The following is a 16,633-nucleotide window of genomic DNA, read 5'->3' as shown; positions in this document are numbered from 1 at the left end:
AAGTTGCAAACTTATTATGAAGAAGCCGCATTAAACCGTATTAGTGGATTTTGAGCAATAGTGTGTTCAATCGTGCGCGCCCCTATTGCACCGGTTTTTTCTTCTCCTCGGCCGGCAGGTTTTCGTCGATGTCGCTGGAGGCGGATTTCACGCGCTTGTAGGTCAGCGGGCCGGCGTTTTCCGGCAGCGCCGGGCCGGTGTAGCGCAGCGCCAGCTCGGCCAGGGAGCTGCTGGTGTCGCTGCCGAAGCCGGACAGCGCGGTGAAGCGCAGATGGCGCGCCGTGACGGGCTGGCCGAAGTCGATGCTCTGCTGGTCGAAGGTGGACACCAGCGCGCCGCGTTTCAGCTCGCGCCAGCTGGCGCCGTCATCGCTGATGTGGATCACGTAGTCGCGCACGTCGCCTTCGTGGTCGCGGTGGTTCTGGCGCGGCATCAGCACCAGGCCGGAGAAGGATACCGGCTGCGGGAAGGCCAGCGCCAGCTCGCGCGTGGCGCCGTCCTTGCCGGCGGCGGTCCAGAAGGTGTTCGGGTCGCCGTCGATGGCGCTGGCCGCATCGCGCCCGCCCGCCGCCGTTGCGGCCGTGGCGCCCAGCTTCTTCATCACCTGGGTGTCGAACAGCACGGAGCGCATCTGCGGCGCCGTGAGCGCTGTCTGCGGCTTGAAGGCGCCGCCGGCCATGTACTCGAGCACCGACTTGCGCAGCTGGCGCGCCACCACGCGGCGCTCCAGGTCGCGTTCCAGGTCCACGCTGGCCACCATCAGCTTGCCCTTGCCCACCTGCGCTTCGAACAGCAGGCCAAGCTTGAAATTGCGGTTCCAGTCGTCCACCGGCTGCACGATGGGCTGCAGGGCTTGCGGCAAGCGGTCCAGGTTCACCGCGCGGGTGCCGGCCACCAGTTCGTTCCACTGCCAGTCGTTGAAGGATTCGGTGGGGAACCCCGCCAGCGCGGCGTGGCGCTGGTCCACCCACACGCCCAGCATGCGGCCCCAGGCCGGGTTCATCAGCCGGTTCCAGAACACCGGCACCGTGTCCAGCGGCGGCGAGTTCCAGTCCAGGTCCGCAGCCAGCGGCAGGTACAGCACCTTGCCGCCCGCGTTCAAGCTGGCCTCGGCCGCCGGCCAACTATGCGTCACCAGCACGCCGTCCGGCGCGGCCGCATCGGCCTGCGCGGGGTAGATCCAGATGTTCCAGTCGTTCTCCACGTCCGTGCCGCGCAGGCCGGCCACCAGCTTGTAGGCCTGCGGCGCCGGCAACGCCAACAGCGCGGCTTGCACCGTGCCAAGCTTGATGTTCTTGCCGATGCCGATGGCCTGTTCCGGGAAGTCGCCGCCGGCGGCCACTTTGCCCGCCGGGTCCACCAGCTTCCAGTACGGCCGCGCATGGGCCAGCGGGCGCTCGCCGAAGTGCGCGATCTCCACTTCCGCCGTCAGCGTCTCATCGGAGGTGTAGACGCGCTTCATCACGCGCGCCAGCGGCACGGTCTGGCCGTTGAAGCGGCGGAATTCCCTGGCCGTGGCGTAGCCTTTCGGTTCCCAGAAGGTGTCGAGCACGCCGACCAGCGCCGTGCCCTGGCCGAGGTAGTCGTGCAGGTCCAGCAGTTGGTAGCCCATCATGCCGGGGGTGCGCAGGTTGGCCTCGATGTCCTCTTTATAGCTGTTCAGCTGGAATTTTCCGGAGGCGTAGGCGAAGTCCCTGTTGCGGTGGGCCATGCCGTGCCTGGCCAGCGAGTCGCGGAAGATCTCGTAATTGCCCGGCCTGAGATAGCCCTTGAACTTGTCGATCACGCTGAAATCGGGATAGGCCACCCACTGCCCGGTCTCATGCGACACCACCGGCACGTGGATGTCCGTCAGCGATTCGCCGTAGTCCTTGCCGAACCATGCCTTGTTGCCGCGCAGCGGTTTGGGGCCGATGCGCTGCATGGCCAGGAAGTCCGTGCCCTCGCCCAGGCCCGGCACTTCCTTCTCCGTGTGGCCGGTGCCGTTGGAGTACAGGCGGCGCGGGTCGGCCACGCGGTAGTGCGCGATCCACTTGTCGAAGGCTTCCTTCCAGCGCCCTTTGGGCTCGTTGGCTGGGCTGAACAGCACGAAGGACGGATGGTTGCCGTAGGCCCGTATCATTCTCTCGGTTTCCGCGTACAGCATCTTGTCCATGGCCGTGCCGGGCGACACCTCGTTCCACATGCCGGGCTCAGGCTGCAGATACACGCCCACTTCGTCGGCCGCCTGGAACGCCGCCTCGGGTGGGCAGAAGGAATGGAAGCGGATGTGGTTGATGCCCCAGTCCTTATTGATCTGGAAGATCTTGCGCCAATAGGCCACGTCCGTGGGCGGATAGCCGGTGAGCGGGAAGTCGCCGCCGTGGTGGGTGCCGCGCAGCAGCAGGGGGCGGCCGTTCAGCACGAAGTCCTTGCCCTTCGCGGCAATCTGCGCGAAGCCGAAGCTGACTTCGCGGGCGTCATTGGCTTCCGTGGCCGCACCGCCTTTCAATTGCAGCTTGATCTTGTGCAGGGCGGGATGGAACTCGTCCCAGGTCTGGGCGGCGGCCGGGAACTGCACCTTGATCTCGGCCGTGCCGCCGCCCTCGCCCCAGCTTACCTTGTGCGCCACGCCGTTCGCCGTGAGCACGCCGCTGCCCGCGCGGCCGGCCGCGTTGCCGATGCGGACCTTCAGCAACACCGATTTGTCCTGCACATTCGGGTAGGCTTGCGCGTCGTCCAGCCACACCGGCGTGGTGGCGCGCAGTTCGACCTTGCCGATGATGCCGTTCCAGCTCATGCCCAGCGAGTCGGACACGCTGTGCGCATCCGGCCGGTAAGCCATCAGCATGCGGTTGTCCACGCGGATGGACACGCGGTGCTTGCCCGGCGCCAGCAGGCCCAGGTCGTACTCGTGCTCGGCCACCAGGCTCAGGTTGGAGCCGATCTTTTTGTCGTCCACCCAGGCGGTGGAGCCCCAGCGCGGCCGCTCCAGGAACAGCACCACGCGCTTGCCCTTCCAGGATGCGGGCACGTCCACGTCGCGCTGGTACCAGGCCGCGCCCAGGTAGTGGCGCACGGGCTGGGACAGGAACGGCACTTTCACCTTGCCCGGCGCCGTGTGCGGCTTGTAGTCCTCGCGCTGGTCCCAGCTCTTGTCGTACAGGGACAGCACCCAAGGCGTTTTGGTGCTGATCTCGTCACCCTGCCCCTGCGCCTGCAGGATGCCCGGGATGGCGATCCTGTCCGCCAGGTCGCGCCCGTACCAGGCCTTGTCCACGCCCTCGTCGGCGCGGTCCATGGCAAAGCGCCACTGGCCGGACAGGTCGCGCACTTCGGCGGCGTGCAGGGGGACGGCCAGCCAGCAGGCGGCGAGCAGGATGAGAGGGAAAGTTCGGGCCACGGGCAACCTTGCAGACGGACGAGGGAATGGCCGATTATGTCTCAATCCCCCGGCGCCGATTGCGCATCCTCGTGAGTGTTTTTGCAGATTTTTCCAGGAATTTTCGGAAAAGCTGTCACAAGCCGCCCACGGCCCACGTCTTATGAGTATGAAGGCAGCACACTGGGTGTTGCCCCACACTGAAAAGAGAGACCATCATGAGTGCACGCATCCCGTTCTTCACCCTGGCCCCCGCTCCCCTGAAGGCCATGATCGCCCTGTCCGGCGCCGTCAAGCAAAGCTCGCTGGGCGCACGCCTGGTGGAACTGATCAACCTGCGCGTGTCGCAGATTAACGGCTGCGGCGTGTGCGTGGACATGCACTGGCGCGACCTGGTGAAGCAAGGCGCGGACTACCGCCACCTGAACGCCATCGCCGGCTGGCGCGAAGCCCCCGCCTCCTTCTTCAGCGCCCGCGAACGCGCCGCGCTGGGCTGGGCCGAAGCCGTGAACGCGCTGCCGCACAAGGACGACACGGACGCCGCCTACGCCGAGCTGCGCGAGCATTTCAACGAAACCGAAGTGGCTGAAATGGCGTACGCCATCGCCGTCATCAAGGGTTGGAACACGATCAACCTTAGCCTGCACAACCAGATCCCGGAAGTGCCGCCTCCAGGCATGTAAGCGCCAAGGTCTGCGCCGCGCTATTTGTGCGTCAGGCTGGCGCCGTCCAGCAGGATGCCTGTACGCCGCAGATTGGCGTTCAGGATGGCCACGCTGGCGCCGGATTTCACCAGCGTGCGCAGGCGCGCCTCGAACGGTTCGAGGTATTTGAGGCAGGGACTGTTGCGGGAAAAGGCGAAATAGTTCTTGTCCTCGGTGGCGAAGGGGCGCAGTGCCATGTAGCGCCCGCCCAGGCCGTGGGTGGCCAGGTAGGCCTCCCCTGCGTACAGGCCGACCACGAAATAGTCGATGCGGCCCAGGCCCAGCTTGCGGAAATTGGTGTCCAGCGTGCCGGATTCCTGCAAGTGCAGTTCCGTTTCGGCGAATTTGTCGAATTCGGGACCGAAGCGGTTGCCCAGCGCGGCGCCGCCGCGCTTCGCCGCCAAGTCATCCCAGCTGTCGTAGGCGAAGCTGCGCTGCCGGTCGACGAAGATGGCGACCGGATTGGGAAACGCGGCGGTTGGCGCAAACGCCAGGTAGCGTTCGCGTTCCGGCAAATTCTTCAGCGTCGCCACCAGGTCCACCTGACCGGCCTGCGCCGCGCCCAGCACCCGCTTCCACGGGCCGGCGTAGCGCACCTCGTAGGGAACCCCGATATCTTCCAGCACGCGGACGGCCAGGTCGATGCTGGCGCCGCGCAGGGTCTGGCCGTCGTACCAGTGCAGCGGCTGGTAGTCTGGATCGGCGGAGACGATGACCTTGTCGCATTCGGCCGCAGCCGGCAGAGCCAAAGTCAGCGCCAGCAAGAGGGCGAGTTTCATTTCGCCAGTATAGGGGATTCTGGAAACCTGAGTCTGCACGATTTCCGCAGCACAACCTTGACTCAGGCGCTACCATGGCGCTTTCGCCAGAGAGGGTATTCCATGTATAAACTGCTGACCGCCGCAAGCCTTATCCTGGCCTGCACCGCCGCGCGCGCGCAGGCCGCGCAGCCGGTGCAGCCCATTCCGGCGCTCGACGTGCCGCGCTATATGGGCACCTGGTACGAAATCGCGAAATACCCCAATTACTTCCAGCGCAAATGCGTGGGCAGCACCACCGCAACTTACGCGCTGCAGCCCGACAAGACGGTGCAGGTGACCAACCGCTGCGCGATCGAAAAGGGCGAAGCCATCGTCGCCACCGCCGAAGGCCGCCAGGTGGGCGACGCTACTTCGCCCAAGCTGGAAGTGCGCTTCGCGCCGGCCTGGCTGTCCTTCCTGCCCTTCGTATGGGCCGACTACTGGGTGATCGATCTGGACGAGCAGTACCAACTGGCTGCCGTGAGCGAGCCGACACGCGAGTACCTGTGGATTTTGTCACGCGCCCCGCAGGTGGAGCCGCAAGCCTATGCGGCGCTGCTGGCGCGCCTGGAGAAGCAGGGATACAGCCTGCAGAAGCTGGTGAGCACGCCGCAGGCTGGGAAGAAGTGATTCAAGCGGACGTCGCCGCCTCGCCGGTTTTGCGCGCGCGCTGCGGGCGGGCCGGCGGCGGGCCGTCCAGCATCGGGCTGTAGCCGGGGAAGCTCATGCGCAGGATGCGCAGCACCGTGGTGCCGAACTGGCGCGTGAGCGAGCCGGTGTTGTACGGCAGGCGGTACTGGGCGCACAGCGCGCGCACGCGCGGCGCCACGTCGGCGTAGCGGTTGCTCGGCATGTCCGGGAACAGGTGGTGCTCGATCTGGTGGCTCAGGTTGCCGCTCATGATGTGGAACAAGCGGCCGCCCTTGATATTGCAGGAGCCCAGCAGCTGGCGCACATACCAGTGCGCGCGCGATTCGTTTTCCACTTCGGCCTTGGTGAACACGTGCACGTCCATCGGGAAGTGGCCGCAGAAGATGATCAGATAAGTCCACAGGTTGCGCACGATGTTGGCCGCCGCGTTGGCGCCCGCCACGTAGAAGAAGAACGGGCCGGCCAGCAGCGGGAACAGCAGGTAGTCCTTGCGCACCTGGCGCAGGATCTTGCTGCGCGTGCGCAGCCACATCGGGCGCAAGGTGGCCCACTTCAGGCGGCCCTGGATCACGCGGCCCAGCTCCAGCTCCTGGATCGCGATGCCCCACTCGAAGAACACCGCCAGCAGGAAGGCCCACAGCGGGTTGCCCAGGTTGAAGGGTTTCCAGCGCTGGCCGGAGAACAGGCGCAGCAGGCCATAGCCGGCCACGTCCGCGTCCTTGCCCAGCACATTGGTCCAGGTATGGTGCTTGACGTTGTGCGCGTGCTTCCACTGGTCGGACGGGCACACGTGGTCCCACTCCCAGCGGCCGGACTGGATGTCCGGGTCGCGCAGCCAGTCCCATTGCGCGTGCAGGATGTTGTGGCCGATCTCCATGTTCTCCAGGATCTTGGCGGCGCCCAGCGCCAGCACGCCCAGCACCATGGCGGGCCAGAAGAAGGCCCAGCCGGCCAGCGCATGGCCCCACTGCGGCAGCAGCGCCAGGCTGGCGTAAATGGCCAGGCGGCCGCTGATTTCCAGGTAGCGGTGGATTTTCAGCAGGCGGCGGATGTAGCGCGCGTCGCGCTCGCCGCGGCTGGCCATGACTTCGTTGCGGATGGATTCGATCTCGCTGCCAAAGGCCGCGATGTCGGCGGGGGTGAGGTGGGATGGAATAGGCATGGAATTCTCGTAGATTGATTTACAGCGCCAGCTCGACGTCGCCGACTGCGCTGCAGACGCACACTTGCACGGTGTCGCCCGGCTCGGCGATCAGGGCGCCGTTGCGCAGGTCGCGCACGCTGCCGCTGACCAGCTTGGTGTCGCAGCCATGGCAGATGCCCATGCGGCAGCCGTGCTTGGGATTGAGGCCGGCGTCTTCGGCGATGCGCAGCAGGCAGGTGACGCCGTCCGACTGCGCCTCGGTGGCGCTGCCGGCGAACAGCACGCGGCCGGCGGTGGCTTCACCGGTGGCGGCGGCCAGCGGCGCGTGGAAACGCTCCACGTGCAGCATGTGCGCCAGGCCTGCGGCTTGCCAGTGCGCCTCCACCGCTTCCAGCAGGCTGGCCGGGCCGCAGGCCCACACCTCGCGCTCGCGCCAGTCCGGACAGGCCGCTTCCAGTTGCGCGGCGCTGAAACGGGCGCCGCCTTCCCGTGTGTAGTAGCGCTGCAGCTGGTAATGGCGCTGGGTGGCGGCCAGCTTGTCCAGTTCGGCGCCGAAAATCACGTCGTTCGCGCGCGGCGCGTAGTGCATGTGCACCGAGTCCGGCACCACTTCGTATTCCTGCACGTAGTTGCGCAGCATGCTCATGACGGGCGTGATGCCGCTGCCGCCGGTGATGAACAGCGGATGCACCGGCATCGATTCGGGCAGCACGAAATCGCCTTGCGGCTCGCCCAGCGGCAGGTACTCGCCCACGCGCACCTGGCGCACCAGGCGCTGCGACACCCTGCCCTCGGCCACCGCCTTCACGGTGACGGTGATGCAGCCGTCCTCGCGGTCGGGCGCGGACGAGATGGAATAGGTGCGCGTGTGGCGCTGGCCGCCGATCGGCACGCCCAGGCGCACGAACTGGCCGGGACGGTGGCTGCGCCAGCCGGCGCCGGGGCGCAGGGTCAGGGTGCGGCTGTCGGCGGTCTCTTCGTGCACGGCGACCACACGCGCCATCAGCGCGTGCGAGGTCCAGAGCGGGTTCACCAGCTCCACGTAGTGCGAGTGGCGCAGCGGGTAGGCGAACATGTCCGCCAGGCTGGCCAGGGAAGATCGTAAAGTCATGGGCATAGCAAATAATAAGGATTGCCATGATTGTGTACACTTGTACACATCAAGTCAAGCCCCGCGTGATTAAATAACAGGCAAACCTGTCATCAACCTGTCACATTTGCCTGTCATGGCCGTGTAAAATAGGGATACACCTGTACACATGAGACCTATGAGCGATCACGAAACCGAAGAAGGCGCGGCGCGGCCGGAGCGCAAGACCGGCACCCGCAAGGCACTGCTGCAAGCGGCGCTGACCCTGGTGGGCGAAGGCCGCAGCTTCACCAGCCTGGGCCTGCGCGAGATCGCGCGCCAGGCCGGCGTGGTGCCGAATGCCTTCTACCGCCACTTCCGCAATACGGACGAGCTGGGGCTGGAACTGGTGGACGAGATGGGCATCACCCTGCGCCGCCTGCTGCGCGAGGCACGCCAGATCGACGTGTCGCGCGGCTCCATCCTGCGCCGCTCGGTGCGGGTGTATCTGGATTATGTGAAGGCGAACCGGCTGCAGTTCCAGTTCATCGCCACCGAGCGCTCGGGCGGCAGCCGCATCCTGCGCCTGGCGATCCGCACCGACGTCACCCACTTCACCAATGAAATGGCGCAGGATATCCGCGCGCTGGGCCGCTACAGGGATTTGCCGACCCCGCGCCTGCAGATGGTGTGCGGCCTGATCGTCATGACCATGCTGGCGGCCGCCACCGACATCCTGGACCTGCCGCCCGGCCAGCCGCTGCTGGAGGGCGAGATGGAGGAAAACTTCGTGCAGCAGCTGCACGTGATCCTGCTGGGCGCGTCCAAGTGGCAGGAGAAGGACGCCCACCAGGCGGCCGTGCTGTCCCGCCGGGGGTAGCGGAAAGGCCGTGCGGCGGAATGGCAGGAAACGAGGGGTAGTTGTCCTTTTCCTGCGGCTGGCCGCTCCTATAATGCGGCCATCTCAAGCATGGCTTCACAGGAGCGACACTCGCATGGCGAACAATCTGCGCGGACCGCGCACAATTCTGGTCCAGACCACCATTCCCGCTACCCGCGGCGACTGGTCCATTGCACGCTTCGGCCTCCTGGTGCGCCTGCTGGCCGAACAGCGCGACGCGCAGGGGCGGCCAGCCTTCGAGGTGATCGCCAGGGACCGCGATGCCGGCGCAGCGCCCGACAGCGTACTGTCCCGGCTTGACAAGGGCGGCATCGACGTCCTGTGGCTGCTCGCGGTCGATACCGGCGCCGGGATACATACAGTGGAATGCGAGGCGATCGAGCGCTTCCGCCGCCAGGGAGGCGGATTGCTGGTGGCGCGCGACCACATGGACCTGGGATCCTCAGTCTGCGGCCTGGGAGGGGTCGGCGCCGCGCACCATTTCCACACGCGGAATCCGGAAACGGATGTGAACCGGCAGGTCAACGACGATACCGCCACCGGTTATATCCACTGGCCCAACTACCATTCGGGACGCAATGGCGACTACCAGGAGCTGACTGTGGCCGGCCCCGTGCACCCCGTACTGGCCGATCCAGCCTCGCCCACCGGCGCGATCCGCTTTTTCCCCGCCCATCCGCACGAGGGTGCCGTCAGCGCCCCGCAAGGCGAACCGGCACGGGTGATTGCCACCGGCAAGAGCTTGGCGAGCGGCGCGCGGTTCAACCTGGCCGTCGCGTTTGAGCGCAGCGAACAGCACGGACGCGCCATCGCCCAGAGCTCTTTCCATCACTTCTGCGACTACAACTGGGACACGGCCGCCGGCTGTCCCGCCTTCGTCAGCGAAGCGCCCGGGGACGGCATGGCCGCCAACCCGGCCGCGCTGCGGGACATCCAGCGCTATGTGGTCAACGCGGCGCACTGGCTCGCCGGCGATTAACGCGCAACGCGGCAACGCGCGACACTATCTGTCCCGGCAAGCAGATGGTTTTTCTGACTTTTTCAAAGCGAGGCCGCAGTGGCAGCCAAAGTAGCACTGGTCATATACCGCGGATTTCACATACTCGACTTGTCCGTCCTGTCGGTGTTTGGCATTGCCAACCATTTCGCGCCGGACAGCTATTCGGTCGATATCGTTTCCATGGCCGGTGGCCTGGTCAGCAGCATGTCCGGCGTCGGCGTTGAAAGCGCCGCTTTTAGCGACCAGCGTTACGACACGGTGCTGGTGGGCAGTTCCCCCGCCATCCCGGCACCCAGCGCCGGCATGGTGGAACGGCTGCAGGCGGCCGCGCGCAGTTCGCGCAGGATCGCCAGCATCTGCACCGGGGCTTTCATCCTCGCGGAGGCCGGCGTGTTCGACGGCCGCTCGGTCACCACGCACTGGGGCTTCGCGGAGGCGCTCGCGCGCCGCTTCCCGGCTGCCAATGTGGTGCCGGACAAGATCTTCATCCGCGACGGCCATGTCTGGAGTTCGGCCGGCATGACTGCCGGCATCGACCTGGTGCTGGGCATGGTGGAAGCGGACCTCGGCCACGAGATCACCAAGAAGATTTCCCAGACCATGGTGCTCTACCACCGCCGCTCGGGAGGACAAAGCCAGTTCTCGCTGCTGGCCGAACTGGACCCCAGGCAGGAGCGCATCCGCCGCGTGCTCACCTTCATCAAGGACAATCTGCGCGAGCCGCTGAGCATCCAGCAGCTGGCCGACCTGGTCAACTGGAGTCCGCGCCATTTCAGCCGCGCCTTCCAGACCGAGACCGGTATGTCTCCGGCGAAGGCGATTGAGAAGCTGCGCGTGGAGGCGGCGCGCACGCTGATCGAAAGCGGCCATGCGTCCGCCACGCGCATCGCCTCCCAGACCGGCTTCGGCGACGATGAACGCATGCGCCGCGCATTCCTGCGGGTGCTGGGCGAACCGCCGCAGAAATTCATGCGCAACTCCCGCTCGGCGAGTATCTCGCTCAGCATGTAAAACGGCGGCCCGGCGATGGCCGTTTTTGCCGGTTTTTCGTCCCTTCGGCGCTGCAAGCGCTTCGTATAATCCTCGCAATCTTACTGCAAGGAGCGAGCATGACCGATCGTCGATTTTTCCTCAAAGCGATGGCGGCCGGGGGAGGCCTGCTGCTGCAGATTGCCCTCCCCGGCGCCCGCGCGCGCGACAGCGCCGCAAGCGGGACCTGGCAAGCCAATGCCATGCTGCGCATCGCCGGCGACGGCAAGGTCACCATGACCATGCCCTACGTGGAGATGGGCCAGGGTACCTATACCTCGATCCCGATGCTGATAGCCGAAGAGCTGGAGCTCGACCTGAAGGACGTGGTGCTGGAGCATGCCCCTGCTGACGACAAGCGCTACGTCAATCCCGCGCTGGGCTTCCAGGTCACCGGCGGTTCGACCACCATCCGCGCCGCCTGGCTGCCGATGCGCCAGGCCGGCGCCGCCGCCCGCATGCTGCTGGTGCAGGCTGCCGCCGCAGCCTGGCAGGTCGACCCGTCGGGCTGCCGTGCGCAGCAAGGCGCCGTGATCCATGCCGCCACCGGCCGCAAGCTGCGCTACGGAGAGCTGGCCGCAGCTGCCGCCACCCTGCCGCTGCCGGCGCCGGAAACCATCGTCCTGAAGCCGCCCAGGGAATTCAGGCTGATCGGCAAAGCCGCGCGCCGCCTGGACACGCCGGGCAAGCTGAATGGCTCGGCCCGGTACGGCATCGACGTGCAGCTGCCAGGCATGAAGGTGGCGGCGCTGGCCATCAGCCCGGCCTACGGCGGCCGCCTGGCGGGCCTGGACGAAGCGGCCGCGCTCAAGGTACCCGGCGTGCGCCAGGTGGTGCGCCTGGACGACTGCGCCGCCGTGGTGGCGGACAACTACGGCGCGGCGCAGAAAGGCCTGTCGCTGCTGGCCCTGCGCTGGGACGACGGCCCCAATGCCCGGCTGTCCACTGCCGACATCGTGGCCGACATGGCGCAGGCAGCCGGGCGGGCCGCCGCCAAGGTGCGCAGCGACGGCGAGCCGGAACAGGCGCTGGCCAAGGCCAGCCGCGTGCTGGAAGCCACCTACGAGCTGCCCTTCCTGGCCCACGCGGCCATGGAACCGATGAACTGCACCGTGCACGTGCAGGAGGACCGCTGCGAGCTGTGGACCGGCACCCAGGTGCTCACCCGCGCCCGCGCGGTGGCCGCCAAGGTGACAGGCCTGCCGGAAGAGCAAGTCACCGTGCACAACTTCCTGCTGGGCGGCGCCTTCGGCCGCCGCCTGGAAATCGACGGCGTGGAGCGCGCGGTGCGCATCGCGCGGGAGGTGAAGCACCCGGTGAAGGTGATCTGGAGCCGCGAGGAAGACATCCAGCACGACATGTACCGCCCCTATTTTTACGACCGGGTGCGCGCCGGCGTGGACGAACAGGGCATGCCGGTGGCCTGGTTCCATCACCTGACCGGTTCCTCGGTGCTGGGGCGCTTCCTGCCGCAGGCATTCAACAACGGCTTCGACCCGGAGACCGTGGACGGCGCAGAAGCACCGCCCTACGCCTTCAAGGCGATCCGCGTGAACTACACCCGCCACGAACCGCCGCAGATCCCCACCGCATTCTGGCGCGGCGTGGGGCCGACCCACAACGTGTTCGTGGTGGAGAGCTTCATCGACGAGCTGGCTGCCGCCGCCAAGGCCGACCCGCTGGCATACCGCCTGGCCCTGCTGAAGGAGAACCCGCGCGCAGAAGCGGTACTGCAGCTGGCCGCGCAAAAGGCAGGCTGGAAGGGGCCGCGCAGCGGCAGCACCGGCCGCGGCCTGTCGGTGCAGTTCGCCTTCGGCACCTACATGGCCATGGTGGTGGACGCGCGGGTCGAGCATGGCGAAGTGCGCGTGCGCCGCGTGGTGTGCGCGCTGGACTGCGGCGTGGTGGTCAACCCCGATACGGTGCGGGCCCAGGTCGAAAGCGCCGTGGTGTTCGGCATCTCCGGCGCGCTGTGGGGCGACATCACGTTCAAGAACGGCCGCGTCGAGCAGAGCAACTTCCACGACTACCGCGTGCTGCGCATGAACGAAATGCCGTTGATCGAAACCCACATCGTCGCCAGCAACGAAGCGCCCGGCGGCATGGGCGAACCGGGCACCTCGGCGCTGATGCCGGCGCTGTCCAACGCTATTTTCGCCGCCACCGGCAAACGCATACGCAAGCTGCCGATCGCCACGGCCTTGCAAACAACCTGACAGGAGCAGACATGATTTCTTTGAACATCAACGGCAAGTCCACCAAAGTCCAGGCCGAACCGGACACTCCGCTGCTGTGGGTGCTGCGCGACGAGCTGCACATGGCGGGCACCAAGTTCGGCTGCGGCATGGCGCTGTGCGGCGCTTGCACAGTGCATATCGACGGCCAGCCCACGCGCGCCTGCGTCATGCCGGCATCGGCCGCGGTGGGAAAAAGGATCACCACCATCGAGGCGGTCGGCGCCACGCCGGTGGGCAAGCGCGTGCAGCAGGCCTGGGCGGAGCTCGACGTGCCGCAGTGCGGCTACTGCCAGTCCGGCCAGATCATGGCGGCCACCGCCCTGCTGCGGGCGATACCGAAACCCACCGACAAGGACATCGACCAGGCCATGTCCGGCAACATCTGCCGCTGCGGCACCTATCCGCGCATCCGCGCCGCCATCCACAAAGCGGCGGGACAGGCATGACCGGCCGGCTGCCGATGGGACGCGCCGGGCAAGCAGCGCTTGCCGCGATTGCCGCGATTACAGTACCGGCCCACGCCGCTCTGCGTGAACTGCCACCAGGCCGAGGCGCCGCGCCAGAAGGACTTCACCAGCCGCACCCTGCCTCCCATGCCGCACCAGGACTTCGTGCGCGCGCTGGAACAATGGGCCGCCGCCGGCATGCCTTGCCCCGACTAAATGTTCTTCGAACCGGCGTCCACGCGCAAGCAGCTGTGCAGCGTCCCGTCGGCGGACTGGGCGGCGGCCAACAGCGTTGCCGACCTCCCCAGTGCCGGCGCGAGGCATGCGCCCTCTTCCCGGAGACGGCGTAGAATCGCCTCGTCACCTGACGCCAACCTGTTTCGGGAGAGCATGATGAGAAAATGGTTCTTGCTGGCCGCATTTGCGGCGACATCGGCCCTGGCCCACCACGGCTGGAGCGAATATGACGCGCAGCGGCCGCTGACGCTGAACGGCACCATCGAGGAGGCGGGCTATTCGCATCCGCACGGCTTCGTGCGCCTGAAAACCGAGACCCAGAGCTGGACCGTGGTGCTGGCGCCGCCGTCGCGCATGGAAAGCCGGGGGCTGGACAAGGAGGCGCTGGCGGCCGGCAAGCAGGCCAGCGTGATGGGCTATCCGCACCGCAGCAAGGGCGACGAACTGCGCGCCGAACGCATCACCCTGGCCGGCAAGACCACGGAGCTGCGCTGATGCCGCTGGTGGCCGGCGCCGCCGAATGGCTGGCGTCGACGCCGCTGTCGCAGGCGATGCGCGAGCACCTGTGGCTGTATCCCATCGTTGAAACCGTGCACATCGCCGGCTTTGCCGTGCTGGTGGGCGCCGTCGCGCTGTTCGACCTGCGCGTGCTGGGCTGCGCGCGCACGCTGCCGGTGCGGGAGCTGGGCCGGCATCTGCTGCGCTGGGCGCTGGCCAGCCTGCTGCTGGTAGTGCCGGCCGGCGTGCTGCTGTTCTCTTCCCAGCCGCTGGAATTCATCGCCAATCCCGTGTTCAGGCTGAAGCTGGCGCTGCTGGCTGCGGCCGGCCTGAACGCTGCCGGCTTCCACGCCGGCGTGTACCGCAGCGTGGCGGCCTGGAACGTGGAGCGCCCCGCCCCGCCGCCGGCGCGGGCACAGGCGGCGCTGTCGCTGCTGCTGTGGATTTCGGTGATCGCCTGCGGCCGCATGCTGGCCTACGTGTAATCACCGCTTCGTTGTCAGGCCAGGCTGGCTTGCGCCGACTGGTCGAGCACGCGTTTGTTGGCGTTCTGGCGCTGGGCCAGCAAGTCCGCCAGGCGCTTTTTCGCCACGTCCAGCATGTGATCCGACAACCCTGGATTGTCCATGATGCGTGACATCGTCATCGCCCCCACCATGGAAGACAGCGTGAACATGGCGTCGTCGCGCGCCGCCGCATCATCGGTCCCCGACAGCCATTTGGCAACGATATCGATCAGTTGCTCGTAGCCGCGCGAGACGGCGTGGCGCGTACCGGCGTCGGCACGGGTCAATTCGCTTCCCATGGCAACGATGGGACAGCCAATCACTTTGTCGTCGCGGTACTCGGCCGACAGGAATTTCTCGATATGCCGGATGAATGCCTCCGCCCCAGGCTCCGCGCCCTCGCCTGCCGTGCAGACGAAGTAATCCATTTCAACCGCGCAGGCTTCGGCAATCAGCTGCTCTTTTGAAGAGAAGTGCCGATAGAAGCCGCCATGCGACAGGCCGGCCGCCGCCATGATCTCCGCCACGCCCGTGCCTTCTATGCCGTTGCTCTTGAAGGCTTGCGCAGCCGATTTGATGATGCGCTTACGCGTTTCGGCAGTATCTGCTTTCGATCGCTTCATGCTCTCGCTCCTAAATGATGGATCCAGTATAGCACGGTGACGGCACATAGTGAAACATCAACCTCTATCCTTGACTTTATAGATGATCGCATTTATCTTTAAAAAACGATAGTGCAGTCCGATCATCTAAAAATCAAGATGGCCGGGACAGGCGTATCGGTCGACAACATTGAGAAAAGAGAACGCATGATGAATCACGACATCCATTCGCCTGAGGCCGCATCGGATGGGCCTCGCCGCAACCGTGCCCTGCGCAAGCGCGCCTGGGCTGGGTCCGCCGCAATCGTCGCGGTGGCGGCGGTTGCCGGTGCCATGCTGCAAACGCAGAGCTCAACTGCCGCAGCGCCCCCGAGCCCGCCCGCGCCCGTGGTTGCGGTCAGTCCCCCGCTCCAGCGCGACATGGCGCCGCAGATCGGCTTCCTGGGACAGTTCTCGGCCACCCGGCACGTGGAACTGCGCGCGCAGGTCGGCGGCATGCTGGCCGAAATCCACTTCAAGGACGGCGATATCGTCCGCAAGGGCGATCTGCTGTTTGTGATCGATCCCAGCCCCTACGAGATCAGGCTGAGCCAGGCACAAGCCCAGCTTGAGACAGCGCACGCGCGGCTGGACCTGGCGAACCGGGAACTGGCACGCGCGCAAACGCTGCGCAATGAGGATGCCGGCAGCGAACAGAATGTCGACCAGCGGCAGGCCGAGAAGCGCGCCGCCCAGGCTGCTGTCGATGCCGCCAGTGCGCTGATCCGCGACGCGCGCTTCGATCTGGACCGCACCCGCATCACCGCCCCCTTTACGGGACGTATCGGCAATCACCAGGTCTCGGTGGGCAACCTGGTTTCCGGCAATCGCGCCGGCAGCGGCCCAACCACGCTGCTGACCACGCTCGTGTCGTCGGACCCGGTGTACCTGGACTTTGACATCAGCGAAGCCGACTACATGGCCATCGTGCGCGAGCGCAGCAAGGACAAAGGCGCCGTCTCGAGCAAGGTGCAGATTGCGTTGAGCGACGAGAAAACCTATGAGCGCGAAGGCACGCTGAACTTCATCGACAACGCGCTGAACCGTTCAAGCGGAACCATACACGCCCGTGCCGTGGTCGCCAATCCGGATGGCCTGCTCACGCCCGGCACCTTCGCGCGCGTGCGTCTTGCCGTTTCCAAGCCGGCGCCGACCCTGCTCGTGCCCGACGCGTCCGTGCTGAACGACCAGGCCAACCGCATGGTGCTGACGGTGGGCGCGGACTCCATCGTCAAGCAAAAGGTGGTGGAGATCGGCGAACTGCGGGACGGCTTGCGCGTCATCCGCGCCGGGCTGGATCCGAAGGACAAAGTCATCATCGACGGCATCCCCGCCGCCGCGCCGGGGACCAGGGTGGCGCCGAAAGACGGCGCGATCAAAGCCGCATCCGGCGGCGCTTGAGGCGGAGA

Annotated in this window: 16 protein-coding genes; 11 read left to right on the top strand and 5 right to left on the bottom strand. The window is 66.5% G+C overall.

Annotation, left to right across the window (positions count from 1 at the left end; genetic code table 11):
* Nucleotides 1–82: 82 nt before the first annotated feature.
* Nucleotides 83–3,382: a DUF8487 domain-containing protein gene (locus AC56DV_RS11680; protein ID WP_496314442.1), complete on the bottom strand. Its 3,300-nt coding sequence runs from the start codon at nt 3,380–3,382 to the stop codon at nt 83–85.
* A gap of 197 nt (nt 3,383–3,579) precedes the next feature.
* On the opposite strand from AC56DV_RS11680, the gene AC56DV_RS11675 reads away from it, so the two are divergent.
* Nucleotides 3,580–4,044 (top strand): carboxymuconolactone decarboxylase family protein, encoded by a 465-nt coding sequence (locus AC56DV_RS11675; RefSeq protein WP_496314441.1) that lies wholly within the window; start codon nt 3,580–3,582, stop codon nt 4,042–4,044.
* Between the two features lie 20 nt (nt 4,045–4,064).
* Here AC56DV_RS11675 and AC56DV_RS11670 read toward each other — a convergent pair whose 3' ends face one another.
* Nucleotides 4,065–4,844 (bottom strand): substrate-binding periplasmic protein, encoded by a 780-nt coding sequence (locus AC56DV_RS11670; protein ID WP_496314440.1) that lies wholly within the window; start codon nt 4,842–4,844, stop codon nt 4,065–4,067.
* A 102-nt stretch (nt 4,845–4,946) separates the two neighbouring features.
* Between AC56DV_RS11670 and AC56DV_RS11665 the strand changes: the two genes are divergently transcribed.
* The gene (locus tag AC56DV_RS11665) at nt 4,947–5,495 is read left to right on the top strand and encodes a lipocalin family protein (protein ID WP_496314439.1); all 549 of its coding nucleotides are present in this window, start codon (nt 4,947–4,949) and stop codon (nt 5,493–5,495) included.
* A gap of 1 nt (nt 5,496) precedes the next feature.
* Here the strand turns inward: AC56DV_RS11665 and AC56DV_RS11660 are convergent, their stop codons facing one another.
* Nucleotides 5,497–6,678, bottom strand: coding sequence for a fatty acid desaturase family protein (locus AC56DV_RS11660; protein ID WP_496314438.1), 1,182 nt, complete (start codon nt 6,676–6,678; stop codon nt 5,497–5,499).
* A 19-nt stretch (nt 6,679–6,697) separates the two neighbouring features.
* Complete coding sequence (locus tag AC56DV_RS11655; protein ID WP_496314437.1) at nt 6,698–7,771, bottom strand: ferredoxin reductase; 1,074 nt, start codon at nt 7,769–7,771, stop codon at nt 6,698–6,700.
* A 157-nt stretch (nt 7,772–7,928) separates the two neighbouring features.
* Between AC56DV_RS11655 and fabR the strand changes: the two genes are divergently transcribed.
* The 8 genes from fabR (at nt 7,929) to AC56DV_RS11615 (ending at nt 14,562) form a co-directional block, all read left to right on the top strand.
* Complete coding sequence (gene fabR / locus AC56DV_RS11650) at nt 7,929–8,609, top strand: HTH-type transcriptional repressor FabR (RefSeq protein ID WP_496314436.1); 681 nt, start codon at nt 7,929–7,931, stop codon at nt 8,607–8,609.
* Between the two features lie 115 nt (nt 8,610–8,724).
* The gene (locus AC56DV_RS11645) at nt 8,725–9,609 is read left to right on the top strand and encodes a hypothetical protein (protein ID WP_496314435.1); all 885 of its coding nucleotides are present in this window, start codon (nt 8,725–8,727) and stop codon (nt 9,607–9,609) included.
* 129 nt (nt 9,610–9,738) lie between these two features.
* Nucleotides 9,739–10,641, top strand: a complete 903-nt coding sequence (locus tag AC56DV_RS11640) for a GlxA family transcriptional regulator (protein ID WP_496314434.1) — start codon at nt 9,739–9,741, stop codon at nt 10,639–10,641.
* Between the two features lie 98 nt (nt 10,642–10,739).
* Nucleotides 10,740–12,875: a xanthine dehydrogenase family protein molybdopterin-binding subunit gene (locus tag AC56DV_RS11635; protein ID WP_496314433.1), complete on the top strand. Its 2,136-nt coding sequence runs from the start codon at nt 10,740–10,742 to the stop codon at nt 12,873–12,875.
* 11 nt (nt 12,876–12,886) lie between these two features.
* Entirely contained in the window at nt 12,887–13,342 is a 456-nt protein-coding gene (locus tag AC56DV_RS11630) for a (2Fe-2S)-binding protein (protein ID WP_496314432.1), read from the top strand.
* A 48-nt stretch (nt 13,343–13,390) separates the two neighbouring features.
* The gene (locus AC56DV_RS11625; RefSeq protein ID WP_496314431.1) at nt 13,391–13,558 is read left to right on the top strand and encodes a hypothetical protein; all 168 of its coding nucleotides are present in this window, start codon (nt 13,391–13,393) and stop codon (nt 13,556–13,558) included.
* A 174-nt stretch (nt 13,559–13,732) separates the two neighbouring features.
* Entirely contained in the window at nt 13,733–14,074 is a 342-nt protein-coding gene (locus AC56DV_RS11620) for a DUF6152 family protein (protein WP_496314430.1), read from the top strand.
* Nucleotides 14,074–14,562 carry a DUF6644 family protein gene (locus AC56DV_RS11615; protein WP_496314429.1) on the top strand — a complete coding sequence of 163 codons (489 nt, stop codon included), beginning with the start codon at nt 14,074–14,076 and terminating at the stop codon, nt 14,560–14,562. The genes AC56DV_RS11620 and AC56DV_RS11615 overlap by 1 nt, the downstream gene beginning before the upstream one ends.
* Nucleotides 14,563–14,576: 14 nt before the next feature.
* Here AC56DV_RS11615 and AC56DV_RS11610 read toward each other — a convergent pair whose 3' ends face one another.
* Nucleotides 14,577–15,206 carry a TetR/AcrR family transcriptional regulator gene (locus tag AC56DV_RS11610; protein WP_496314428.1) on the bottom strand — a complete coding sequence of 210 codons (630 nt, stop codon included), beginning with the start codon at nt 15,204–15,206 and terminating at the stop codon, nt 14,577–14,579.
* 399 nt (nt 15,207–15,605) lie between these two features.
* Here AC56DV_RS11610 and AC56DV_RS11605 point away from each other — a divergent pair, with 399 nt between their 5' ends.
* Nucleotides 15,606–16,625 carry an efflux RND transporter periplasmic adaptor subunit gene (locus tag AC56DV_RS11605; protein ID WP_496314427.1) on the top strand — a complete coding sequence of 340 codons (1,020 nt, stop codon included), beginning with the start codon at nt 15,606–15,608 and terminating at the stop codon, nt 16,623–16,625.
* Nucleotides 16,626–16,633 lie beyond the last annotated feature (8 nt).

This window comes from Massilia sp. BGA-UO-ETr-WB1 (assembly GCF_059567845.1).
The sequence above is the reverse complement of the archived record's forward strand: the minus strand, read 5'-3'. Positions and strand labels throughout refer to the sequence as shown.